The 23,511-nt window shown below is 42.3% G+C and carries 17 protein-coding genes, 1 rRNA gene and 1 pseudogene; 13 read left to right on the top strand and 6 right to left on the bottom strand.

The features are described from left to right. Nucleotides 1–12 precede the first annotated feature (12 nt). The 3 genes from MSI_RS05695 (at nt 13) to MSI_RS05685 (ending at nt 2,498) form a co-directional block, all read left to right on the top strand. Nucleotides 13–921: a hypothetical protein gene (locus MSI_RS05695; protein WP_009104616.1), complete on the top strand. Its 909-nt coding sequence runs from the start codon at nt 13–15 to the stop codon at nt 919–921. 73 nt (nt 922–994) lie between these two features. Continuing rightward, nucleotides 995–1,813: a type I phosphomannose isomerase catalytic subunit gene (locus MSI_RS05690; protein WP_009104614.1), complete on the top strand. Its 819-nt coding sequence runs from the start codon at nt 995–997 to the stop codon at nt 1,811–1,813. A gap of 43 nt (nt 1,814–1,856) precedes the next feature. Next, nucleotides 1,857–2,498: a hypothetical protein gene (locus MSI_RS05685; protein ID WP_155815500.1), complete on the top strand. Its 642-nt coding sequence runs from the start codon at nt 1,857–1,859 to the stop codon at nt 2,496–2,498. A 10-nt stretch (nt 2,499–2,508) separates the two neighbouring features. On the opposite strand, the gene MSI_RS05680 is transcribed toward MSI_RS05685, so the two are convergent. Further along, nucleotides 2,509–4,410: a heavy metal translocating P-type ATPase gene (locus MSI_RS05680; RefSeq protein WP_009104611.1), complete on the bottom strand. Its 1,902-nt coding sequence runs from the start codon at nt 4,408–4,410 to the stop codon at nt 2,509–2,511. Nucleotides 4,411–4,453: 43 nt separating this feature from the next. Continuing rightward, on the bottom strand, nt 4,454–4,672 hold the full coding sequence (locus tag MSI_RS05675; RefSeq protein ID WP_009104609.1) for a cation transporter: 219 nt from the start codon (nt 4,670–4,672) through the stop codon (nt 4,454–4,456). A gap of 151 nt (nt 4,673–4,823) precedes the next feature. Here MSI_RS05675 and MSI_RS05670 point away from each other — a divergent pair, with 151 nt between their 5' ends. The 3 genes from MSI_RS05670 to leuB all read left to right on the top strand — a co-directional run bounded on the left by MSI_RS05670 (nt 4,824) and on the right by leuB (nt 8,744). Further along, nucleotides 4,824–5,564 carry a metalloregulator ArsR/SmtB family transcription factor gene (locus tag MSI_RS05670; protein WP_009104607.1) on the top strand — a complete coding sequence of 247 codons (741 nt, stop codon included), beginning with the start codon at nt 4,824–4,826 and terminating at the stop codon, nt 5,562–5,564. Between the two features lie 228 nt (nt 5,565–5,792). Next, nucleotides 5,793–7,430, top strand: coding sequence for a citramalate synthase (gene cimA, locus MSI_RS05665; protein ID WP_369759173.1), 1,638 nt, complete (start codon nt 5,793–5,795; stop codon nt 7,428–7,430). A gap of 222 nt (nt 7,431–7,652) precedes the next feature. Then, a complete protein-coding gene (gene leuB / locus MSI_RS05660) occupies nt 7,653–8,744 on the top strand; it encodes a 3-isopropylmalate dehydrogenase (protein ID WP_009104603.1) in 1,092 nt (363 codons plus the stop codon). Between the two features lie 117 nt (nt 8,745–8,861). Here the strand turns inward: leuB and MSI_RS05655 are convergent, their stop codons facing one another. Next, nucleotides 8,862–10,898 carry a SulP family inorganic anion transporter gene (locus tag MSI_RS05655; RefSeq protein WP_009104600.1) on the bottom strand — a complete coding sequence of 679 codons (2,037 nt, stop codon included), beginning with the start codon at nt 10,896–10,898 and terminating at the stop codon, nt 8,862–8,864. On the opposite strand from MSI_RS05655, the gene MSI_RS05650 reads away from it, so the two are divergent. Beyond that, nucleotides 10,866–11,873, top strand: a complete 1,008-nt coding sequence (locus tag MSI_RS05650) for an exonuclease domain-containing protein (RefSeq protein ID WP_039924371.1) — start codon at nt 10,866–10,868, stop codon at nt 11,871–11,873. The two genes, MSI_RS05655 and MSI_RS05650, sit on opposite strands and share 33 nt — an antisense overlap. A gap of 58 nt (nt 11,874–11,931) precedes the next feature. Then, nucleotides 11,932–13,976 (top strand): annotated as a pseudogene (locus MSI_RS05645) (EAL domain-containing protein). A gap of 9 nt (nt 13,977–13,985) precedes the next feature. On the opposite strand, the gene MSI_RS05635 reads toward MSI_RS05645, so the two are convergent. Then, nucleotides 13,986–14,357 carry a metal-dependent transcriptional regulator gene (locus MSI_RS05635; protein ID WP_009104591.1) on the bottom strand — a complete coding sequence of 124 codons (372 nt, stop codon included), beginning with the start codon at nt 14,355–14,357 and terminating at the stop codon, nt 13,986–13,988. A gap of 19 nt (nt 14,358–14,376) precedes the next feature. After that, a complete protein-coding gene (locus MSI_RS05630; RefSeq protein ID WP_009104589.1) occupies nt 14,377–14,784 on the bottom strand; it encodes a thioesterase family protein in 408 nt (135 codons plus the stop codon). 75 nt (nt 14,785–14,859) lie between these two features. On the opposite strand from MSI_RS05630, the gene MSI_RS05625 reads away from it, so the two are divergent. From MSI_RS05625 to MSI_RS05615, 4 genes are all read left to right on the top strand, one after another. Then, the gene (locus tag MSI_RS05625; RefSeq protein ID WP_009104587.1) at nt 14,860–16,392 is read left to right on the top strand and encodes an ATP-dependent endonuclease; all 1,533 of its coding nucleotides are present in this window, start codon (nt 14,860–14,862) and stop codon (nt 16,390–16,392) included. A 250-nt stretch (nt 16,393–16,642) separates the two neighbouring features. Next, nucleotides 16,643–16,819 (top strand): hypothetical protein, encoded by a 177-nt coding sequence (locus tag MSI_RS14665; protein WP_009104585.1) that lies wholly within the window; start codon nt 16,643–16,645, stop codon nt 16,817–16,819. A gap of 35 nt (nt 16,820–16,854) precedes the next feature. Next, nucleotides 16,855–18,408: a Na+/H+ antiporter NhaC family protein gene (locus tag MSI_RS05620; RefSeq protein ID WP_009104583.1), complete on the top strand. Its 1,554-nt coding sequence runs from the start codon at nt 16,855–16,857 to the stop codon at nt 18,406–18,408. Between the two features lie 411 nt (nt 18,409–18,819). Then, entirely contained in the window at nt 18,820–19,989 is a 1,170-nt protein-coding gene (locus tag MSI_RS05615; protein WP_009104581.1) for a type III PLP-dependent enzyme, read from the top strand. A 336-nt stretch (nt 19,990–20,325) separates the two neighbouring features. On the opposite strand, the gene ilvB is transcribed toward MSI_RS05615, so the two are convergent. Further along, a complete protein-coding gene (gene ilvB / locus MSI_RS05605; protein WP_009104578.1) occupies nt 20,326–22,056 on the bottom strand; it encodes a biosynthetic-type acetolactate synthase large subunit in 1,731 nt (576 codons plus the stop codon). Between the two features lie 976 nt (nt 22,057–23,032). On the opposite strand from ilvB, the gene MSI_RS14660 reads away from it, so the two are divergent. Further along, a 16S ribosomal RNA gene (locus MSI_RS14660) occupies nt 23,033–23,511 on the top strand; the annotation flags it as partial.

The following is a 23,511-nucleotide window of genomic DNA, read 5'->3' as shown; positions in this document are numbered from 1 at the left end:
GAGAAAAAAACTATGAAACCAACCTTGTTAGTATTAGCTGCCGGAATGGGAAGCCGTTACGGTGGAGTAAAACAGATTGACGGTGTAGGCCTCCATGATGAGTGCCTTCTTGATTTTGCAACTTATGACGCAAAAAAATGCGGCTTTGGAAAAGTTGTATTCATTATCCGAAAAGATATTGAAGCTGATTTCAGAAGCCGTCTTTTTGACCGCATTGCAAAAAACTTTGATGCTGAATATGTTTTCCAGCAGCATGAAAGTCTTCTGACACCGCAGCAGCTTGCTGATTCAACTGGCCGTGAAAAGCCTTGGGGAACTGCTCATGCTGTTTTGTGTGCAGAAAAAGCTGTAAAGACTCCTTTTGCAGTTATTAACTCTGATGACTATTATGGACGTCAGGCATTTGAAGTTTTGGGAAAATATCTTTCAGATCTTCCTGCTGATTCAACTGAGCACGCCATCGTCGGCTATATTCTTGGAAACACTATGAGCCGCAATGGTTCTGTTTCACGCGGTGTCTGCACTGTAAAAGACAATAAGCTTGAGTCAATCGTAGAAAACCTTAAGATTTACTACGAGGATGATAAAATCATCAGTGAAATTGACGGCGGAAAGAAAATCATGACTGGTAAAGAATGGGTAAGTATGAACCTCTTCGGCTTCAGTCTTAAGGCTTTTGAAGAATTCCATGTTTACTGGGACGACTTTATGAGTAAAAACTCTAAGGAACCTAAAAAAGAAGCCCTTCTTCCTGTTGCAACAAGTGATATTATTGCTCACGGTAAGGGAATCGTAAAATTCTTCAGTTCAGAAGAAAACTGGTTCGGTATGACTTATCCGGAAGATCGTCAGCTTGTAAAGGATGAAATTGCAGCTAAGATTAAGTCTGGTTATTATCCGGAACAGCTCTGGACTTTGTAAGGTAAAATTACAGAAAATCTTATGAAAGGCGGGCAGTGTATTTTGCCCGCTTTTTTATCTTTGGGAAGTTATTATGTTAAAATTAAATCCAATTAAATCAGATAAAATCTGGGGTTACGAGCTTTGGATTGCATCTACTCACCCTAACGGATGCCAGGAGGATTTTAAATCAGCCTGTGGTGGTGATTATCCGCTTTTAGTAAAGGTTATTCAGGCAGATGACACACTTTCTGTTCAGATTCACCCGGATGATAAATTTGCAGTGGAACTTGAAGGGCAGGGGAACCGTGGAAAAACTGAATGCTGGTATGTACTGGATGCTGCCCCTGATGCAAAACTTGTTTACGGCCTAAAAGATGGCGTTACAAAGGAAGAGCTTCGTTCTGCAATTGAAAATAACACTCTTGAGCCATATTTGAACTTTGTTTCTGTAAAAAAGGGTGATTTTATTTTTATTCCTTCTGGAACCGTTCATGCTATTGGCGGCGGACTTAGACTTATGGAAGTTCAGCAGTCTTGTGATTTAACCTACCGTTTTTATGACTGGGGACGTGGCCGCGAAGTTCACGTAGAAAAAGCTCTTGCGGTAATCAAAGAAAATAAGGATTTCCCTGTAGGAGCTTTCCCTGGAAACTTTGAATGCGAATATTTTTCAATTGATGAAATTGATGTAAAAGGCGGCTGGAGTTGTTTCTGTTCTAAAGAACATGAGGAAGCTCTGCCTTCAGACTGGCAGCTTTTGTATGTTCTTTCTTCAGAAAAAGCTGTAATCCGTAATGGCGGCGACAAAATTTCTAAAACAATTGCAGCAGAAGAAATTTATGCCCTTCAGCCCGGAGAAAAAATTACAGTTGAAGGTAAGGCAAAAATCCTAAGGATTAAGGCAAAGTAATTGCTGTATTGCAAGAAAAATAAATAAAGTGTAAATTTTAGCCATGCTGTTATTTTTATTGCTATTGATGCCGCTTTGTCTTACGGCTTATTGTTACAACAAAGAAATCAGAAATGTTCTTCCCTGTCTGCTTCTGGGATTTTTTATTTCTCTGATTTTTTGTGGATTTAAAAGTTTTTTCATGTATTCGCATCCTGTAATTTTCTATTCAGTTGCAAAAACTTTTTCATCCATTTTTGTTTTTCAGATTTTGCTGCCGGTAGCAATATTGTACGGAGCCTTCTTTTTTGTTTCGCACGATTCACTTCTTTTTAAATCTGCTGCTTTTGTTCCGCTTGTTATGTCCTTTTATGCAATATTCCTGCCATACATGGTAATAAGCGGAACTGAATCAATTTATTCAGGCTTTCAGATTTTGATAAAACCGGTTTTGTATGCAGCAATGATTATGCAGGCGGGAGCTTTGCTTTCAAGTCTTTTTTATGCTCTTCAGATTCATTCAAAAAGGCTTTTTATTCTGAATGCCTTCCTCGTTATTGTATATCTGGTTTCTCCTGCCATTATTGAAACAATATATCTTTTAAGCTGCAATAACTTTATTGTCCTTATATTGTCAGCTGCCTATGTATTCTTAGTATTCTTCTATCTGATTATTAAAAGAGTCGTTACAAGAAATAAACTTTAATTTCCCTGTTTTAGCTGATTTTTAATGCTCTGATTGCATTAAGAACGGCTAAAATCATAACTCCCACATCGGCAAAAATCGCAATCCACATATTTGCAATACCAAGGGCGCCCAAAATCAGGCAGGCTGCTTTAATTCCGATAGAAAAGGTGATGTTCTGGCGTACGATTCTAAGGCTGTGTTTAGAGATTTTAATCGCATTTGCAATTTTAAGCGGATCATCATCCATGATTACAATGTCTGCTGCTTCTATTGCTGCGTCGCTTCCTATGGCTCCCATGGCAATTCCTACATCGGCGCGGGTAATTACAGGCGCGTCGTTGATTCCGTCTCCGCAGAAGGCAAGGCTGGCATCTGGATTTTTCTTTTTTGTTGCTTCAATCAATTCTTCTACTTTAGAAACTTTATCGGCCGGCAAAAGTTCTGCGTAAACCTGATCAATTCCAAGCTGGGCGGCAACAAAGGTGGCGGTGTTTTTTTCATCACCGGTCAGCATTACGGTATTATTTATTCCAAGCTGCTTAAGCTGGCAAATGGCAGGGTGAGAATTCTTTTTAATCAGGTCAGAAATTACGATGTGGCCTGCATATTCATCGTCCAGCGCGATATGAATTATTGTTCCTGGCTTATGGCATTCCTTGTATTCAATTCCAAGTTCTGCCATAAGTTTTTTATTTCCTACTGCAACCTTTACGCCGTCAACTGTGGCAATAATTCCTTTTCCGCTGATTTCCTGAATGTCTTTTACGCGATTCCGATCCAGTTCTTTATTGTGGGCATTTTTTAAGCTTGTGCTGATAGGATGGCTTGATGCACATTCTGCAAGGGCTGCGTATTCAAGAAGTTTTTCGTCTTCTATTTTTGAGTGATGAATACCGCTTACTTCAAAAGTTCCGTGAGTCAGGGTTCCGGTTTTATCAAAAACAACTGTTTTTACTTTAGAAAGAGTTTCAAGGTAGTTTGAACCTTTTACAAGGATTCCGTTGCGGCTTGCTCCTCCGATTCCTGCAAAGAAGGTTAGCGGAATGCTGATTACAAGGGCGCAGGGGCAGCTGATTACAAGGAAGGTGAGGGCGCGGTAAAGCCAGGTCTGCCAGAGGGGAGAAGAGCCCAGAATGAAGGCGCGGATTACCGGCGGTAAAATTGCGATTGCCAGGGCGCTGTAACATACAAGAGGGGTGTAAACGCGGGCGAACTTTGAAATAAAGGCTTCTGATTTTGATTTTCTTGAAGTTGAGTTTTCTACCAGCTCCAGAATTTTTGAAACTGTTGATTCAGAGAACTCTTTTGTTGTGCGGATTTTTAAGACTCCTGTAAGATTGATACAGCCGCTGATAACTTCGTCATCTTTTGAAACGTCGCGGGGAAGACTTTCGCCTGTTAAGGCTGTGGTATTAAGTGATGAGTTGCCTTCTGTTACGATTCCGTCCAGCGGAATCTTTTCACCCGGCTGAACGGTGATGATTGAGCCCAGGGCAACTTCGTCCGGGGAAAGTTTTTCAAGCTTTCCGTCTTTTTCGATATTTGCGTAATCGGGGCGGATATCCATAAGGTTTGAAATATTCTTGCGGCTTTTTCCAACGGCAATGTTTTCAAAAAGCTCTCCAACCTGATAAAAAAGCATAACCGCAACGGCTTCTACATAGTCGCCGCTTTTTGTGTAAAGGGCCAGGGAGAAGGCTCCAAGCGAAGCTATTGCCATCAGGAAGTTTTCATCAAATACCTGACGGTTTAGGATGCCGCGGCCGGCCTTTCTTAGAATGTCGCCGCTGATAAGAATGTAAAGTGCAAAATAAAGGACAAGTTTTATAAGGGAAGCAATTTTTGATTCAAAGGGAATAAAATGTAAAATCACAAGTGAAGAAAAAGTTGTGATAATCCGCCATGTCATTTTTTTCTGTTTCTTTGTCATAATTGCCTCCTTGTGAGAGCCCGCCGGTCAGAGCCTGCGGTTTTTAGAATTCAATTTCGCAGTCCGGCTCTACCTTGCGGCAAGCCTTGAATACAGCCTTCATAACTGATTTTTCATCTGTGCCGTCTGCAAACTCTACTTCCATTTTCTGAGTCATAAAGTTTACAACGGCATTTTTTACGCCTTCTACCTTTTTTGTAGTTTCTTCCATAAGGTTAGCGCAGTTAGCGCAGTCCACTTCGATTGAATATTTTTTTGTCATTATAGGCCTCCTGTGCGCGCGTTCTTATTTACACGCTTAAACATTTGTTTAATCTTTATAAAAAGAATATAATTCAAAGTGTAATTCCGCAAGTTTTTGAGCCTCGAAATTTCTTTTTGGAATATTATTATTTCTGATTGGGATGGTCTTTATGGAAAATCTGATTCACAGTCACGACGAGTATTTTAAGCTGGATTTTTTGTGTTCCGAGCTTTCTAAGGATAAGGAATTTTCCGCTGTTTCTGACATTTTTGCCCTGCTTGCGGATTCTACCCGCCTTAAAATCTTCTGGCTTCTGTGTCATTCAAAGGAATGTGTCCTGAATATTGCGGGGGTTATGAAAATGACCATGCCGGCGGTTTCTCATCATCTTAGGCTCTTGAAAGACAGCGGCCTTATTGAATGTTACCGCGACGGGAAGGAAGTTTTTTACACGGCGGTTGAAAATGAAAGGGGAAAAATCCTTCACGGAATTATTGAAAAACTGATGGTTATGACCTGCCCGGATTTTAAAATCGAGCATGAATCAATAAACGAAAACTCCGAATATCTTGAAAATCAGGTTGAAACGATTAAGGGCGTTCACGATTATCTTTTGAGAAATATTTCCCGCCGCATTACTATAGAAGATGTCGCTCATCAGTTTGCCATGAATACGACCACGCTGAAAACCGTTTTTAAGGACGTTTACGGAACTTCCCTTGCGGCTCACATCAAAATGCACAGGATGGAAGAAGCAGCAAGGCTTTTGAAAGAGACCGACAAAAATATAAACGACATTGCCCAGAGCGTAGGCTACGAAAGCCAGAGCAAGTTCAGCGCGGTCTTTAAGGAATTTTATCAGGTGACGCCGGCGGAGTTCAGACGAAGCCAGGCGTTGCGAAACAATTAATTGTTTCGAGTTTGTTTTCTTGATGAGCCTAAAAATTGCGTTGCAATTTTTTTAACGGCTCTTCGATATTAAACAGGGGCGGCGATTGAGCCCCGCAGAAGGGGTAGCAACCGCGACGGCAAGCATAGCTTGCCGAGCCATCTTATCGTAAAAGCTAAACGGCAGTCACAACGGACTGTCGTTTTTAACGCTTTTTCTATTGTCGGCAGGGAAGGCTTTCCCCACCTCATGCGGTTGAAAAAAATCGCTTTTCTGTTTAGTATGCACATGATGAAAAAAATTGAGATTCTTGATTCGACTTTGCGTGATGGTGCGCAGGGCGAGGGCATTAGTTATTCGGTTCAGGATAAAATCCACATTTGTCAGACTCTGGACGAGCTTGGAATCGGCTATATTGAGGCCGGAAATCCTGGAAGTAACCCTAAGGACATGGAATTCTTTCAGGAGATGAAGAAGGTTGAGTTAAAGACTGCTAAGCTTTGCGCCTTTGGTTCGACCCGCCGCAAGGATATTAAATGTGCGGAAGATTCTAACCTTCAGAGTCTGCTTGCTGCGGGAACTGATTACGTTGTAATTTTTGGAAAGACCTGGGATTTTCAGGTTACGGACATTATCAAGACTACGCTCGAAGAAAATCTTAATATGATTCGCGAAACCTGCGAGTTCCTGCGCGAAAACGGACGTACTGTTTTTTACGATGCCGAGCATTTCTTTACGGCTTATCAGCAGTGCCATGACTACGCTTTTAAGACTTTGCAGGCTGCGGTTGACGGCGGTGCTGAGGTTCTCTGCCTTTGCGAAACCAAGGGCGGCTTTATGATTGATGAACTTCGCGAGGCTGTAAAAGACGTTGTAAAAACATTTGGAAGCAAGGTCCGCATCGGTATTCATACTCATAATGATTCGGGACTTGCCGTTGCAAACTCCCTTGTTGCCGTTACAGAAGGCGCAAGTCATGTTCAGGGCGTTCTTCTTGGTTTTGGTGAACGCACTGGTAACGCAAACCTTTCTACAATCATTCCTGATTTGCAGCTTAAGATGGGCTACGAATGTATCCCAGAAGAAAATATCAAAAATCTTACTTCTATTTGTAAACGTGTAAGCGAAATTACTAACGTCAGCCTGAACAGCCAGCTGCCTTATGTTGGTGGAAGCGCTTTTGCTCACAAGGCTGGCATGCACATTGATGCGGTTCTTAAAAATCCTTCGGCATACGAGCATATTTCGCCTGAAACTGTTGGAAACAGCCGAGTCTTCCTTATGAGCGAGGTTGCAGGCCGCAGTACAATCATCGAAAAGATTCAGAAGTTTGCGCCACACGTTCAGAAGTCAGATCCAATCGTAAAAGAAATCATCGCAAAGATGAAAGATCTGGAAATGAACGGCTATCAGTTTGAAGGTGCGGACGGCAGTTTTGAGCTTATGGTTCGTAAAATGCTGGCTCAGTATCAGCCATTCTTTAAGCTGCACTATTACCAGACAAACGGTTCAAACCCAAGACCGGAAGAAGGCGTTGCATCCTGCGCTCAGATTAAGGTTGAAGTTGACGGACAGATTGAAATTACAGCGGGCGAGGGTGACGGTCCTGTAAACGCTCTGGATATTGCCCTTCGTAAGGCTCTGGAACGTTTCTATCCTGCAGTTAGCCGCATCCGCCTTGTGGACTTTAAAGTTCGCGTTCTGGACGGAAAATCTGCAACCGCTTCTAAGGTTCGCGTAATCATCGAAAGTACCGACGGCGAAGCCAGCTGGACTACAGTCGGTGTTTCCGGCGACTTGATTGAAGCCTGCTGGATTGCCCTGAGTGACTCTTTCGAGTTTAAGCTTATCCGGGACATTGAAAAGAGATATAAAAGATTAAGCTAGAATTTATATGAAATCCTGTGCGTAAAGGCGCAGGATTTTTTTTATGGGGGCGTTGCGGGGGTATCCCCCGCTGGGTGGGGTAGCGAGTAACGAAGTGCGAGCGTAGGGCAGGGCTCCGCCCTTCATCTTGACTTTAATTTGTTTCTTAAGTATAACTAAAGAGAATTAAATATTATTAAACTTTGCGGGCGGAAAGTGGCGCGCAGAGTGGGAGTTGTACTTATGGAAAAGACTATTGCCCTTATTCCTGGTGACGGAATTGGACCGGACGTTGTAGCTGAGGCTGTAAACGTTCTTAACGCTATTGCAAAAAAATATAATCATACATGGATTTATAAGGATGTAATTGCCGGCGGCCGCGCTATTGATATGTTCAAGAATCCGCTTCCAAAGGATCAGCTTGATATCTGTCTGCGTGCTGACTCTGTTTTGCTTGGTGCAGTAGGCGGTCCAAAATGGGATAACGTTGATCCTTCTATCCGCCCTGAAAAGGCTTTGCTTGGACTTCGCGGCGGCATGAAAGTTTATGCTAACCTTCGTCCTGCTGTTATGTTCCCTCAGCTTAAGGCTGCATGTCCTCTTAAAGATGAAATCGTTGGTGATGGTCTGGATATTTTGATTGTTCGCGAACTTACTGGTGGTATTTACTTTGGTGACCGCGGATTTGCTTCTGACGGACGTTCTGCTTACGATACTGAAAAATATTCATGGGAAGAAATTGAGCGCATTGTCCGCATTGGTTTTGAAGCTGCTAAAGGCCGCCGCAAGATTTTGACTGTTGTTGATAAGGCTAACATTTTGAACACAAGCCGTCTCTGGCGTTCAGTTGCAGAAAGCGTAAAACCTGAATATCCAGATGTTGAACTCAACTACCTCTACATCGACAATGCCGCTATGCAGCTTGTCCGCAATCCTAAACAGTTTGACGTTATTGCAACTTCTAACATGTTCGGCGATATCCTTTCTGATGAAGCTTCGCAGATTACAGGTTCTATTGGTATGCTGGCTTCTGCTTCTTTGGGTAATGGAAAAGGCCCTGGACTTTACGAGCCAATTCACGGTTCTGCTCCTGATATTGCAGGTAAAGACCTTGCTAACCCTCTTGCAACAATTCTTTCTGCCGCAATGATGCTCCGCTACGACTTCAAGCTTGAAGAAGAAGCAAAATCAATTGAAAATGCCGTTCAGGAAGTTTTGAACGAGGGCTACAGAACAGGCGATATCGCCGGTGCTGACCGCGACGCAGTTAAAGCTGCCGGAAAACTCGTTGGTACTAAGGAAATGGGTAAGCTGGTCGTTGAGCACCTGAAGTAAAAGTTGCACTTTGAAAAAGCGCGAGGGAGCGGAAGGCAGGGCAAAAACATTCTGGTTGTGGAGGTCGCGGAAGCGACCGGTCAAATAGTTTCTTTGCCGCAACCAGCATGTAGCGCCTTATGGCGCGGTTTTGAACTGCGTTTCGCGACCGGAAGCTTTTTCACATGTAGACTCCATTTCACTTATAATGCTTGCCACCTGCTTAGCCATTTCCGGGTTGAGCATGGCAAGTTCTTCGAAGTAGATTTCCTGCTCCAGTTCGCTTTGTTCGGACTGGGGCATTTTTTTTGCAAGCTCAGCAAGGGCTTCGTCCCTTTCCTCTCCATATGCCCATTCTATTTCTGCAATCTGTTCTGTATATCTGTTGTATTCATTTTTTTCCTGGCTATCATAGGCTTTAGAATGAATTATTTCTGTATCTTCATCTGTGTAGGGCGGAGTAAAGCCTGCATCCCGCAGGGCATATAAGATTCGCGGACGAACGGCTTTTTCTTCTATTAAGACACGGGCTCCAAATTCACGAAGCTGGTCATTTACGCTGGCCACGTGGCCTGCAAGAACAAGTTTAATTCCCGCTTCAAGAAGTTCTATGTAAAGCGAAAGAAGTCGTTCTGATGCGGTTCCGTCTACGCTGCTAATTCCGCTGGAATCTACGACAACAAGGCGAACCGCTTCTATGCGGCAGCTTCCCGGGTCGGTAAGTGCTGTCTGCCCGGTCTTAACTGCCACCTCTGCCGGGGCTTCCAGCCCGCATGCCCTCCTGATATCATGGCAAAAGCCTTCTACATTCGCATAAAAAAGCGGGGCAGAAAATCTGTATATTACAACGCCCTTAAGAGGTTTTGCCTGGCTGTTGCGCCTTGTAAGTGAATAATAGCCCTTGATTCCCGGTACAATGCCAAGAAAATCGCTGGCAGGCTTTGAAAGGCGGAGAATAAAGGTAACGGTTGCAAGAATAACGCCGACAACAACGCCGTAAATTGTTCCAAAAATTAAAACTGCAAAAAAGGCAGCGTAAAAAATAAAGAATTCCTGCCGGTCTACGTGCTTGAGTTTATGGGCAAGACGGAATTCCAGAGTTCCAACCAGGGCGGCAATCACAATTCCTGTAAGCACCGGCACCGGAAGATAGCTGATAAAACCTGTTCCCAAAAGCAGAATCAGGGCCATAGTCACGCTGGCTGTTACGCTCATAATCTGACTTTTTACGCCAAGCTGGTCTGCAATTCCAGAGCGGGAAATACTTCCGTTGATAGGGCAGGTGCCGGTAAGGGCTGCAGAAAAGTTTCCCAGAGCATAGGCGGCAACTTCCCGTCGGGCAATAATTTTTTCCTTGTGTTTTCTGGAAAGGTTTTCGGTAGCAAGAAGGGTTTCCGAAAGAATTACGATTGCGATGCCCGCTGTATCAATAATCAGTTCGCGGGGGTGGGCAAGAAGAAGGCTGAAATCCGGAAGATAAAGGCGTGGAAGTCCCTTTGTAACGGCAGGCAAGGTTGCAATTCCAAGCCCGCCAAGACTGTCTCCGAAAATCCAGAAAATGCCCGCTCCTAAAAACATTAAAATCGGCTGCATAGGGATTTTTGGACAAAGCTTCCTCGTCACAAGCAGAATCAAAACCGTGCCCAGTCCCAGTACCAGGGAAGGCAGATTAAAAGAAGTTTCCGCCTGCCTTACAATATGCAGCAAAAGCTCAACTGCTTCCCCATGGGTTGCACTGCCTCCAAAAAGTTTAGGCACCTGCATCAGAATAATTGTCGTTGAGATTCCGCTGATAAAACCGCCCATCACAGGCTCAGAAATAAAATTGATAATCCTGTCCGCCCGCAAAAGAAAGAAAATGCCAAGCCAGAGGGCAACAAAAAGCGTAATAAGAGGGATGATGGCTGTTGCCGCGGCACTCTCAGAGTTTATCCCCCATGCGGCAATCATCCCACCGACAATGGCAGCGGGCGCCGCGTCAACCCCGAATACAAATCGCGGGCTTGAACTTACAAAAGCAAAAATCAAAATTGGAAGCAGAGAGCCGTAGAGTCCGTAGACCACCGGCAGTCCCGCTACCGTTGCGTAGCCCATGCTGATTGGAATTGAAACAAAGGCAATAATTACGCCTACAAATACATCATGAAAAAAGTCCTTTTTAGATGGTATATTCATAGAAGAATTATAGCATGCTTTTTAAAAATCCAGTATTCTATATTTTATGAACCACAAGCAATTTGTTTTTTTGACTGCGAATGTGCAAATACTTTTGAGGGAGTGGGAAAAATCTGTTCCCTTGGTTATGTTATTACAGATGACGAATTAAATGTCATGGAAAGTGAAGATGTTGTAATTAATCCTGAATGCGATTTTGACTGGTATCTGCTTTCTGCCAAAAATGAATGTCATCTTGCCTACTCAAAAGATTATTTCCGTGCAAAACCAAATTATGAGGCATATTATAAGGATATAAAAAAACTTTTTACAACCGGGAACCGTTTTATAGCGGGCTTTGCAGTTGGTAACGACGTAAGTTTTGTTAACAGTGCAAATGAGCGCTACGAGCTTCCAGATATTAATTTCCGCGCCTTTGATCTTGAAAAGCTTTTGAACAAACATTATGAAACAAAGCGCAAGCTCAAGGAATGGGCTGAGTTTTTTGGAGTTAATGTTGCAAAGTTTCAGAGTCATAAATCAGTTGATGATGCAATGATGACTATGCTCTGCATGAAAAAGTTCTGTATGGAGCAGGGAAAGTCCTGCGAAGAGGTAATGCAGGAAAACAAGGACTTTTTTATTTCCAGCGAACAGATGCTTATTGCGGCAGAAGAAAGAGCTTACCGCAAGGAAATGCAGGAAAAAATCAAACGTCTTTATAATAAGAAAAATCCTATGCCGCGCCACAAGGGAGTTCTTGGCATCCACATTGAGCTTGACGGTCATGTACTCAAGGATGTGGATTACGCTTTTGAACTTGTAAAACGCATTTATGATAACGGCGGTATTGTTCATGAACACTGCACCGGAAGCGGACTTTGTGTTTTTGACGTAGAAAATAAAGCGGAACTGAATGAAAACCTTGTCGCAAAGGTTGAAAAACGAGGACTTCAGGTAATTACTCTGGCAGAACTGGAAGAAAAACTGGGCTAGTTTAGGGGCTTAGACGAAAATTTTAGACAAACAGAGAATTCAGGTTTATCATTAAAGCATGCATTTTCTGGAATTTGACATTGCGGCTTTTTTCTTAGGCATACTTGTCATGTGGTTTTTCCATAAAAACCGCCCGATTCCTAATTTGCAGAATAAAATTTTCTATTTTTTAATTATCACTTCCTTTACTGTTACAGTCCTGGATTTTGTTTCCGTTGTTTTCACCACATATGCAATTTATCTTCCCCGCTGGCTTTTGTGGCTGACAAACTGCCTTTATTTTACGGGGTCAGATTCCCTTGCCATGATATGGGCGGCATATTCCTATTCAATCGTAGAAAGATCTATTCCGCCGACAAGAAAACAGAAGACTTTTTTCCGTCTTGCCATTTTTCTTCCCTGGATTGCCGCCATTTCTCTTGTCTGGCTTACGCCTCTTCTTTCCGGCTCTCATGTAATTCTTTTTTATTTTGATGAATTCAATCTATATCACCGTTCAAATAATATCTGGTTTTTCATCCTTCACGTAATTGTTGCCTACTATCTGATTTATTCTATTGTTAATCTTTTTGTAAACTGGAAACGCATAGAAAGACAGAAAATCGTGATGTTTTTGATTTACGCGGGAATTGTCGTTCTTTCCGTTGCCCTTCAGCTTACATTTGAAAGTCTTTTGATAGAATCCTTTGGAATTGCTGTTGCCACAATGGCCTTTCTCTTTTACATACAAAAGCCAGAGGATTTTATCGATTATCTTACCGGCCTTTACAATCAGAATGCCTTCATAAAACTGATGCAGTATAAGTTTGCAACAGAAACTCCTTATGTCTGCCTTGCCATTATTATTGATGATGTGCCTTTTTTATCTCACACCTTTGGCTTTGCCCAGGTAAACAGGCTTTATACAGATATTGCAGATTTCCTTAAGCATAATTTTTCGGGTGGAATGATTTACAATCTTGACCGCGGCCTTTTTGCAATCGTTTATAAAAGCCTTGGCGAAAGTGAACGTCAGGAAATTATTAGTAAAATCCAGAACCGTTTCCGCCAGCCCTGGATAAAAGACACGGTTGAAATTAAGCTTTATTCCCGACTTTGTATAATTGACTGTCCAAAAGATGCCCAGTCTGCCGAAGATACCCTTGATATAATCAATTTTGTTACAAATGATGACCGCTATAAACTGGGCGTAGTTTTTGCCCATGAAATTGATATCGAAGAAAAAAAACGCACTGCCTATATTGAACGTGTTTTGCGCGGCGGTATGAGCGAAGGACGTTTTGAAGTTTATTATCAGCCTCTTTATTCAACTCAAAAAAAGCGCCTTATTGGAGCTGAAGCCTTAATCAGACTGCGGGATGCTAATGGGGAATTTATATCGCCGGAGGATTTTATTCCTATTTCCGAAAAAACGGAACAATTTTACGAATAGGCGAGTTTGTTTTTGAATCGGTTTGTAAAACCCTCTCTTCAATTAATACCCGGGAACTTGGAATTGAAAAAGTTGATATTAATCTTTCTGTTGCCCAGTGCATGCAGGAAATTCTTGCAGACCAGATTCTGACAATAAAGAGCCTCTATAAGCTTCCTTCTTCTATAATTAATCTTGAAATTACAGAAACTGCGGTTGCCCATACGCCTGCGATACTCTTAAAAAACATGGAACGCCTTTCTAAAGCCGGCATAGAACTTTCTCTTGATGATTACGGTTCCGGCTATTCAAATATGAATTATCTTCTTAGCCTTCCTTTCAAGATGGTGAAAATCGATAAGTATATTGTCTGGGCTGCCCACAAGGATAAACGTGCCGCAACCGCCCTTGCTTATACAATCAAAATGATTAAGGCGCTTGAAATGTCTGTACTTGCAGAAGGTGTTGAAACAAAAGAGCAGGCAGACTGGCTTACAGAACTTGGCTGCGATTATCTTCAGGGCTTTTATTTTTCAAAACCAATTCCAAAAGATGATTTTATTGCCGTAATGAAGGAAAATTCCAAAAATCTCACAGAAGAAGAAAAAGCCCCGGCTTCAGAAAATGAATTCTTAAAAGACATAGAAGCAATTGATGGTATTGATGATGTAGAAGAACTGGAAGAAATCTAAAATCAAGATTTACAGGCAGTGAGCTTCTTCTACGTGCTTTTTGATGCAGTTAAAAGTTTCTTCGCTGATTACGTGTTCCATTTTGCAGGCATCGTTTTCGGCAATTTCTTCAGGTACTCCGATATTTGTAAGGACTGCTGTAAGAACCCGGTGGCGTTCGTAAATGCGTTCTGCAATTTCGCGGCCTTTTTCTTCAAGAGTAATGTTTCCGTTATCTGCAATTTTTATGTAATGCTCGTTTTCAAGATTGTGAACAGTTACGCTTACAGATGGGCGGGAGAAATTCATTTCACGTGCAATATCAATTGAGCGGACGTTGCCTTTTTCAGAGAGAACCAAAATTGTTTCAAGATACATTTCTGCTGATTCTCGAATTTGCATATTATACCTCTGTGTTAAATTAGTTTGTTTCCGGTTTTAAGCCTTCTACCATAAACTCATCCGGCAGTTTTGTCGGGTGTCCGTCATCTTTTCTTACGATGCACCATTCTACATCAGCTTCAACACAAACAGTTCCGTCTGCCTTTTTAATTGTCTGATGAAAAGCGCCGTGTACGGTCTTGAGCAGGGTAGGGCAGCTTTCAATATAAAGAGTGTCTCCTAAAACCGCCATTGCCTTGTAACAGATGTCGATGTGGGTTATAGGAAGAATATATCCGGCATTAAAACAGTCGTTATAACGGAATCCGATTTTATTTAAGAAATCCATGCGCGCGTGTTCAAGATAATTCTGATAAACTGCGTTGTTTACATGGTTGTAAGAATCAAGCTCATAGGAGCGCACTTCAATTTGTGTTGTTACTTTCATATAAAATAATTCTAGCAAATTACAGAAAAACTGTCATTGATTTTGCAGCTTTTCGGGCTTATTATAAAATAAGAAATGCTTCATCTTGATGTAAAAGTAAAACTACCCTTCCTCTGGGGAAAGGCAGTTTTTAGAAAATCAGAATGGCCTCAGATCAACCTGATTGTTGGTCCAAACGGAAGCGGAAAAACCCTCCTTGCTCAGGAAATTTCTTCAACTTTTTCTGCTGCCGGCTATAAGGTGCACTTTTTACAGCCGGGAACAAAAAATCATCAGAAGGCGGTCGAAGTTCTACGTAAAGACGAAAGAATCCGCGGAAAAGTTGAAACAGTGCTTTCCGGTATGTTCAGAAAAACCATTCAGTTTGTAGATGACATTGACGGAACCTTTATTCCCGTTGTTACAAACCGTGCCTGGAATGTCGAATATGATTTGAACTCGGTGGAATGTCACGGCCTTAAGGAAATAATCATCCTGCTGGTTAATCTTTACAATAATTCAAATGACGCAATTTTCTTTGATGAGCCTGAACTGCACCTGCATCCCCAGTTCCAGCAGTTTTTTATGAATGAACTCCGTAAGGTTGCTGCCCGTCACCGCAAAAGACTCTTCTTTTTAATTTCTCATTCGCCTTATTTTATCGATCTGCGTACTTCTGAAGACCTTCTTGGCGTAATTGCCTGCCACACAAACAGCGAGCCGACCCATATCGAAAGTCTTTCCGAAAGTGATGATGATTTGTTCCGCCGCTTTTTGCCCCGCTTCAACACCTATCACAAGCAGTTTTTCTTTTCTGATAATCAGATTTTTGTGGAAGGCTACACAGACCAGCAGATGTTCACAAATCTTCTGCCTTTTATAGAAGATGAATACTCTTCGGCAGGAACGGGAATTATTGATGTGGGCGGAAAGGACGAGCTGGGCGTTTTCTGTAAGGTCTGTTCTCTTTTGGGAACTAACGGCCGCATCATTACAGATCTGGATTCTTTATTCAGCGGAAAGCTTCGTGATGTTTTCTGTAAAGATGAAAGGGTAGAGCAGTGGCTTTCAAAGCAGCAGGATCGTCAGCTGTCTTTTTATGAGACAATTTTCAGTCCTAAAGAGCTTAATCACACTATAACGCTTGAAAAACTGATTTTCAGGCTGGAACGCTACCTTACATCAATCGGAAAAGAGATTCTTTCAAAGGACGAGCAGTCACCTAAAAAACTTTCCCTTTATATCGAAAAGCTTGAAGCCCTCAGAACAAAGCATGTGAATGTAGAAAGTGTTGATACTTTTAAGACGGTGCTTTTGCAGGGAATTTTACTTTATACTCCGGAACTGGAAAAATATCTTTCAAAGGCAAATGCCCAGACACTTCCTATCATCAAGAATCTTTATTCATTCATTCTTGCCGCTGCCGAGGCTGCCAGGGTTTATATTCTTCCCCGCGGTTGCATAGAGCATTATTATGTGCGTAACGACATTCTTTTTATGCCAGTTCCCGGTAAAGACCGGCTTTTTCATGCAGAACTGGAGCACATTACAACTGCCAGCACCAAGGTTGTCCGCCGTGATTATTCCGAGCTGATTACTATATTAGAGAAAGCCCTGCAAAGGTTGTAATTATTCACTTAGATTGGCGCGAAGAAGCAAAGTGCGTGGCAAAAACATTCTACTTGTGGAGTACCGCGAAAGCGGTACGGCTAATAGTTACTTTGCCACAAGTAGCATGTAGCGCATTATTGCGCGGTTTTGACACGCATTTTGCGACTGGGAGCCATTTTTAGGAAAAATTTATTATAACTTGCAAGTCCGAAATAGTTTCTATACATAAAAACAAATTTTGTGGTAAAATATAAACAGAGGTAATCTTATGGAAAATATTGAGATTTCAAATGAAAAAGCTTTAAAAGCACTTGAGCAGATGAAAACTTACTGCTCGGCTACGAATCTTGATGAATTAAATTACGTCATCAAAGTAATGAAAAAACTTCGCGATGCAGGTGTTACAAAACCTCTGGATGCCGATTTTTCTTCCCTGAAAAATTAATTTTACTCATATAAATCATTAAAAAAGGAAAAATTATGACAAATTCGTTCTGGTCTTTAGTGCCTGCAATTGTTGCGATTGTTCTGGCTCTCTGTACAAAGGAAGTTTATTCTTCCCTCTTTATTGGAATTGTAATTGGCGGTGTATTTTATGCCATTGATGCTGCAAGCGGTTTTGCAGGTTTCTTTAATCATGTTTTTAAGGACGGCATGATTTCCCAGCTTTCAGACAGCTGGAACGTTGGAATCCTTGTTTTCCTGGTTGTTCTGGGAACTATGGTTGCCCTTATGAACAGAGCTGGCGGTTCTGCAGCTTTTGGTAACTGGGCAAAAAAACACATTAAGACAAAGGTTGGCGCTCAGGTTGCTACAATCTGTCTTGGTATTTTGATTTTTATTGATGACTACTTCAACTGTCTGACTGTAGGTTCGGTTATGAAGCCTGTTACAGACAAGTACGGCGTTTCAAAATCTAAGCTTGCTTATCTTATTGATGCAACTGCCGCTCCTGTCTGTATCATCGCTCCAATCTCTTCCTGGGCCGCTGCAGTAAGCGGTTTTGTTAGCGAAGGTGAAAACGGTATCGCCCTTTTCTGTAAGGCAATTCCTTTCAACTTCTATGCTTTCTTCACTCTGATTATGATGTTCGCCATGGTTTTCATGCGTTTTGAATATGGAACTATGTCGGCTTATGAAAAAGCCCTTGATTCAATGGCAAGTGATGAAGCTGAAGATTCTGATGAAGAAGACAATACTAAAAAAGGTAAGGTAATTGATCTGGTTCTTCCAATCGTTCTTCTTATTGTATTCTGTGTTCTTGGAATGATTTATACAGGCGGCTTCTTCAGCGCTCAGGTTCCTGGTGAAAATGAAGGTGAAATGGTTGCAAACGGCAGCTATCTGAACTTTATTGAAGCTTTTGCCGGTTCTGATGCTTCTGTTGGTCTTGTACTTGGTTCTTTTGCAGCCTTTATTCTGACTCTGCTCTTCTACATTCCTCGCAGAGTTCTTTCTTTCAAGGCTTCTATGCTTTGTATCCCAGACGGATTTAAGGCAATGGTTCCAGCCATTTTGATTTTGACTCTTGCATGGACTCTTAAGGCTATGACTGACAGCCTTGGAGCAGCAAGCTATGTTGCAGGTCTTGTAGAAGGCTCTGCTAAGGGCTTCCAGAACTTCCTTCCTGCAATCATCTTCGTAATTGCTCTTTTCCTTGCCTTTGCAACAGGAACTTCATGGGGAACTTTCGGTATTTTGATTCCAATCTGTATTGCAGCCTTCCCAGAAGGTGCTCTCCGCATCATTTCTATTTCTGCATGTATGGCAGGTGCTGTTTGCGGTGACCATATTTCTCCAATTTCTGATACAACAATCATGGCCAGTGCCGGTGCCCAGTGTGACCACGTAAATCACGTTGCAACCCAGATGCCTTATGCTTTCTCTGTAGCAGCTGTTTCTTTCGTAACCTACATCATCGCCGGCTTCACCCAGAGCATGGGAATCGTAGCCAGCGCCCTTATTTCCTGGGTAGTAGGCCTTGCCGGCCTCTTCGGCTTCCTCTTCTTTATGAAGAAGAAGGTAACAAAGTAGAAAAAAATCGAAACTTGTAGGGTAAGTAAAAATGGCGTGAAGGAGTGAAGTATGGGGCGAAAACACTCTGATTGTTGTGACCGCGAGAGCGGTCAATTCTATAGTTTCTTTGCAACAATCAGCGTGTAGCGCGTTATCGCGCGGTTTCGGCTCAAGCTTCGCGACTGGTAGCCATTTTTACGAATTAGCACTTTTTAGAATTTTTACTATATTTATGAATAAGGCTTATGGCATTTAAGCCTTATTTTTTTATATTTTTTTTTCAAAATATATTTATCAATCTGTCATTTTCTTTTACTATCACCTTTACCATTGAAAAAATCAGGGTTCCTGCAGAGCAATGTGGGCGGAAAGTTAATCTGACGCTTGTTATGTGATTTCCGCTATTATATTTACGAACAGGTAAAAGCCATGTTTAATCGTAAAGACTATGTCAGTGACAAAGACTGGCAGAATTTTCTGGAGTTTTCAAAAGATTTAGAAACACCAAACATTGTTATCAACTTAAACACCGTGAAGCAGAATTTCATCCGCCTTCGCGATTCATTTCCGTATGCGCGCATTTATTACGCCATTAAAGCAAATCCCGGAGAGCCGGTTCTTAAGATGCTTTCCGAAATGGGTTCAAATTTTGACATTGCATCCCGCTATGAACTCGATTTAATCAACAAATTCAACGTAAGTCCTGACCGCCTTTCTTACGGAAACACAATTAAAAAGGCAAAGGACATCAAGTATTTTTATGATAAGGGTGTCCGCATGTTTGCAACAGACAGCAAGGACGACCTTAAAAACATTGCAGAACAGGCTCCTGGAAGCCGAATTTACGTTCGAATCCTTATTGAATCAACAACAACTGCCGACTGGCCTTTAAGCCGCAAATTCGGCTGCCACCCGGACATGGCATACGACCTTCTGGTACAGGCCCGCGAGCTCGGACTTACTCCTTACGGAATCAGTTTTCACGTAGGAAGCCAGCAGCGCGATATCGGTCAGTGGAATGATGCCATTGCCAAGGCAAAATACCTCTTTACTTCCCTTGAAGAAGAGGAGGGCATCCGTCTTTCTATGATTAACATGGGCGGTGGTTTCCCAGCAAGCTACATCGATCCTACAAATGACCTTAGCACTTATGCTTCTGAAATTACACGTTACATCGAAGAAGACTTTGGAGATGATATTCCTGAAATCATTCTGGAGCCAGGACGCTCATTGGTAGGTGACAGTGGTATTTTGACAAGTGAAGTTGTTCTTACTTCCCGCAAAAATAACACCGCCTTGAACCGCTGGGTTTACACAGATGCCGGAAAATTCAACGGCCTCATCGAAACTCTGGATGAATCAATCAAATATCCGCTCATTACAAGCAAAGACGGCCCTAACGAAAAGGAAGGCGAAGTAATTATTGCCGGCCCGACCTGCGACAGTATGGATATTATGTACGAAAATGCCAAATACAAGCTCCCGGTTTCCCTCAAAGCCGGCGACAAAATCTACTGGCTCTCAACCGGCGCCTACACCAGCACCTACGCCAGCGTAGCATTTAACGGATTCCCTCCGATTAAGACTTACTTTATGTAATGGAAGGATGAGTTAAACTTGAAAGCCGTGCGTCCGCACGGCTTTTTTCATCTATTTTTTCTAAGGTGATGAATAATTTGGAGGGAAAATGCGTAGTAGAGGTTCGTAATTTGCGGCGCATTGAAGGCGATAGTTTTGATACAACGCGTAAGAAACATACAGAGCAAGCGAAGCTTGCGTCGAGCCTTCTCGGCAGAGCAAATTACGGTTCTCTACGAAAGCATTTTTTTACACTTGTAATGGGGCTCGCTAGTCTCGCCCCTTGAGATGATTTCTCGTAGAAGCTAAACAAACCCGCTGTCGCAGCTTTGTTTTTAACGCTTCTGCTATTATCATCTAATCCATAACATCCTTAGAAAGTTCCATAATCATGCTGTAAATCGCACTTCCACCCGGAACCATAGGCAATACCATTTCGTCCTTGTCTACGCGGGCATCGATAATTGCAGCCTTTCCGCTCTTGAATGCCTCTTCAAACACTTTAGCAAATTCCTTAGCGTTAGTTGCACGGTAACCTTTAATTCCGTAGGCTTCGGCAAGCTTTACCCAGTCAGGACCAAAATCAAGAGTAGTCTGGCTGAAGCGTTTTCCGTAGAAAAGACGCTGCCACATGCGAACGTTACCGAGAGCATTATTGTTTTCTACAACAACTACCAGTGGCAGATTGTAGTGAGAAATTGTTGCAAGCTCATTACAGTTCATGCGGAAAGAACCGTCACCTGCAATGTGAACAACGCGGTTTTTCTTATCAGCACACAAAATACCGATTGCAGCACCAGTTCCATATCCCATAGTTCCCAAACCGCCGCTTGTTACAAACTTGCGCGATTTTGTAAAAGGGTAGAACTGGGCAGTCCACATCTGATGCTGACCAACTTCAGTTGTAATAAAGGTATCAGGACCTGCAACGCGGGCAATTTCCTCGCAGATAAATTTCGGATTAATAGAATTAGCAGGATTCTTGTCGTAGCAAGAAGGGTATTCCTTCTTCCATGCATCAATCTGTGCCAGCCATTCCTTGTGCTCAGCCTTCTTAATCATAGGAGTAAGCTTTGCAAGAACTGTCTTAGCATCGCCGATTACGCTTGAATAAGTTGCAATATTCTTGCTGATTTCAGCCGGGTCAATATCAATGTGAAGAATCTTAGCCTTGTTGGCAAATTTATCAGCATTTCCGTAAACACGGTCGCTGAAGCGGGCACCAATAGCAATAACAAGGTCACTTTCAGTAACACCCATGTTACTAGCCTTAGTTCCGTGCATTCCCACCATCCAGGTACAAAGAGGATTGTCAGCCGGGAAGCAGTCTCGTGCCATCAAGCTTTCACTAACAGGAATCTGAGCCTTTTCAGCAAACTCCAGCAGTTCCTTTTCAGCACCAGAGATTTTTACACCACCACCGGCATAAATAATCGGACGTTCAGAAGCGTTGATAAGTTCAACCGCAGCCTTAAGTTCCCCTTCATCAGGATCGCTTACAGTAATAACGCGGCGGATATTTTCATGACCGTTAGAAAGAATCTCCGCATCATTAATATTTTTCAAAGGTTCAAAATCAGTTTCAGCCGCAGTAATATCCTTAGGAATATCAATCAGAACAGGTCCCGGACGTCCAGTCTTAGCAATTGCAAATGCCTCGCGGATAGTCTGAGCCAGGTCTTTAATATCCATAACAATAAAATTGTGCTTAGTAATAGGCATTGTAACGCCCGTAATGTCAATTTCCTGGAAGGAATCCTTACCCAGAAGCGAGCGTCCAACGTTACAGGTAATTGCAACCATAGGAATCGAATCCATGTAAGCAGTCGCAATACCAGTTACCAGGTTAGTTGCACCAGGACCAGAAGTTGCCATACAAACGCCAACCCGGCCAGTCGCACGCGCATAACCGTCAGCCGCATGAGCCGCCCCCTGTTCGTGCGCCGTCAAAATATGAGTCAAACGACCTTCGTTCTTATAAAGCTCATCGTAAATATTAAGGATTGCTCCTCCCGGATACCCGAATACAGTATCAACACCCTGTTCAATAAGACATTCAATTACAATCTGCGAACCGTTCAGTTTCAAAATCAACCTCGCTTAAAAATATTTCTCTTGATTTTATCTATTTTACGCTTTTTGTACAATATTAACCAATATTTCAGACCTTAAGTATTTATAAAGATTTTCTATTATATAACCCAAAGCAGTCCCCCTCGTAACCGCCCTTCCGGGGTTCGGTCCCCTCAGTGCCTCCCGTCTGCGTTCCCCGCCTCCGTCCGGCACCAGGCCCCTCCAGCTCGGGCTATGCTGCCTCTTAACTTTGGAAAGTTTTATATTCATACGTAAAAGAAATCGATTATTGAACTTATTTTGAAATTGTAAACAAAAAAATGCGTAGTAGAGGGGAGTTGTTAGAAAACTGCTGAATTGATCGTTAGCTGGTAGTAAAAAAAAATGCGTAGCGGGTGGCCATATTTGCGCAGTATAGAAACGCTATCAGAATGCTTCCCTTACATACCTCGTGATAACGATTTCATATATCCCATACATCCCGTTTACCTGCATTTCTCGGCGGAGCAAATGTGGACGCTCGCGAAAGCATTTTTTTTCTGCAAATTTAGGTAAAAATCCCTGCAAAACACAACTTTTCACTAAATTTTCAAAAAATTTTAAAAATTTTTCACACTTTAATTCTTAATATTATCGGTAATTACAAATATTTTTACAAAAAAGTTAAAAATTTTTCAAAAATTTTAACTTTTACTGTTGACACTTTTTTCTAAAACATATATATTCATATTCACCGTCGCGCAGTACTGCTGCTCGACAAAATAAAAACCAAAGATACGAAAAGTACAGGTTTTAAGTGTTTGACAGTTTAAGGAAGGAAAGAAAAGTAGAACAAGTAAGGTTCTAAATTGCGATTTAATCGCTAGTTTAGTTCTAAAAGTTGACTTCATGTTTTATCAGTTTTATCCAAAACTGATTCTTAATCAATTCAACTATAATTGGTTAGGTTCTTACAATTTATGAGATCAATACCCTTCGGGGTTTTGAAATAATCATGGAGAGTTTGATCCTGGCTCAGAACGAACGCTGGCGGCGCGTCTTAAGCATGCAAGTCGAGCGTGATTATCTAGCTTGCTAGATATGAAAGCGGCGGACTGGTGAGTAACGCGTGGGTGACGTACCCTACTGATGGGGATAGCTCCTAGAAATAGGAGATAATACCGAATACGCTTGGTGTTGTCAGAGGACATCAAGGAAAGGTTCTTTTGAACCGCAGAAGGAGCGGCCCGCGTACTATTAGCTAGTTGGTGAGGTAACGGCCCACCAAGGCGACGATAGTTACCCGGCCTGAGAGGGTGAACGGGCACATTGGGACTGAGATACGGCCCAGACTCCTACGGGAGGCAGCAGCTAAGAATATTCCGCAATGCACGAAAGTGTGACGGAGCGACGCCGCGTGGACGATGAAGGCCGGAAGGTTGTAAAGTCCTTTTTAATATGAGGAATAAGTAAGGTGAGAGAAACGCCTTA

It is taken from the genome of Treponema sp. JC4 (genome assembly GCF_000260795.1).
In the GTDB taxonomy this organism is placed as follows: Bacteria; Spirochaetota; Spirochaetia; order Treponematales; family Treponemataceae; genus Treponema_D.
Note: the sequence above shows the minus strand (reverse complement) of the source record. Positions and strands in the feature narration are given on the sequence as shown.

Coding starts and splice junctions, on each gene's coding strand:
- MSI_RS05695 (WP_009104616.1), top strand. CDS start 13: ATGAAACCAACCTTGTTAGTATTAGCTGCCGGAATGGGAAGCCGTTAC.
- MSI_RS05690 (WP_009104614.1), top strand. CDS start 995: ATGTTAAAATTAAATCCAATTAAATCAGATAAAATCTGGGGTTACGAG.
- MSI_RS05685 (WP_155815500.1), top strand. CDS start 1,857: ATGCTGTTATTTTTATTGCTATTGATGCCGCTTTGTCTTACGGCTTAT.
- MSI_RS05680 (WP_009104611.1), bottom strand. CDS start 4,410: ATGACAAAGAAACAGAAAAAAATGACATGGCGGATTATCACAACTTTT.
- MSI_RS05675 (WP_009104609.1), bottom strand. CDS start 4,672: ATGACAAAAAAATATTCAATCGAAGTGGACTGCGCTAACTGCGCTAAC.
- MSI_RS05670 (WP_009104607.1), top strand. CDS start 4,824: ATGGAAAATCTGATTCACAGTCACGACGAGTATTTTAAGCTGGATTTT.
- cimA (WP_369759173.1), top strand. CDS start 5,793: ATGCGGTTGAAAAAAATCGCTTTTCTGTTTAGTATGCACATGATGAAA.
- leuB (WP_009104603.1), top strand. CDS start 7,653: ATGGAAAAGACTATTGCCCTTATTCCTGGTGACGGAATTGGACCGGAC.
- MSI_RS05650 (WP_039924371.1), top strand. CDS start 10,866: ATGAAAAAAGTCCTTTTTAGATGGTATATTCATAGAAGAATTATAGCA.
- MSI_RS05655 (WP_009104600.1), bottom strand. CDS start 10,898: ATGAATATACCATCTAAAAAGGACTTTTTTCATGATGTATTTGTAGGC.
- MSI_RS05635 (WP_009104591.1), bottom strand. CDS start 14,357: ATGCAAATTCGAGAATCAGCAGAAATGTATCTTGAAACAATTTTGGTT.
- MSI_RS05630 (WP_009104589.1), bottom strand. CDS start 14,784: ATGAAAGTAACAACACAAATTGAAGTGCGCTCCTATGAGCTTGATTCT.
- MSI_RS05625 (WP_009104587.1), top strand. CDS start 14,860: ATGCTTCATCTTGATGTAAAAGTAAAACTACCCTTCCTCTGGGGAAAG.
- MSI_RS14665 (WP_009104585.1), top strand. CDS start 16,643: ATGGAAAATATTGAGATTTCAAATGAAAAAGCTTTAAAAGCACTTGAG.
- MSI_RS05620 (WP_009104583.1), top strand. CDS start 16,855: ATGACAAATTCGTTCTGGTCTTTAGTGCCTGCAATTGTTGCGATTGTT.
- MSI_RS05615 (WP_009104581.1), top strand. CDS start 18,820: ATGTTTAATCGTAAAGACTATGTCAGTGACAAAGACTGGCAGAATTTT.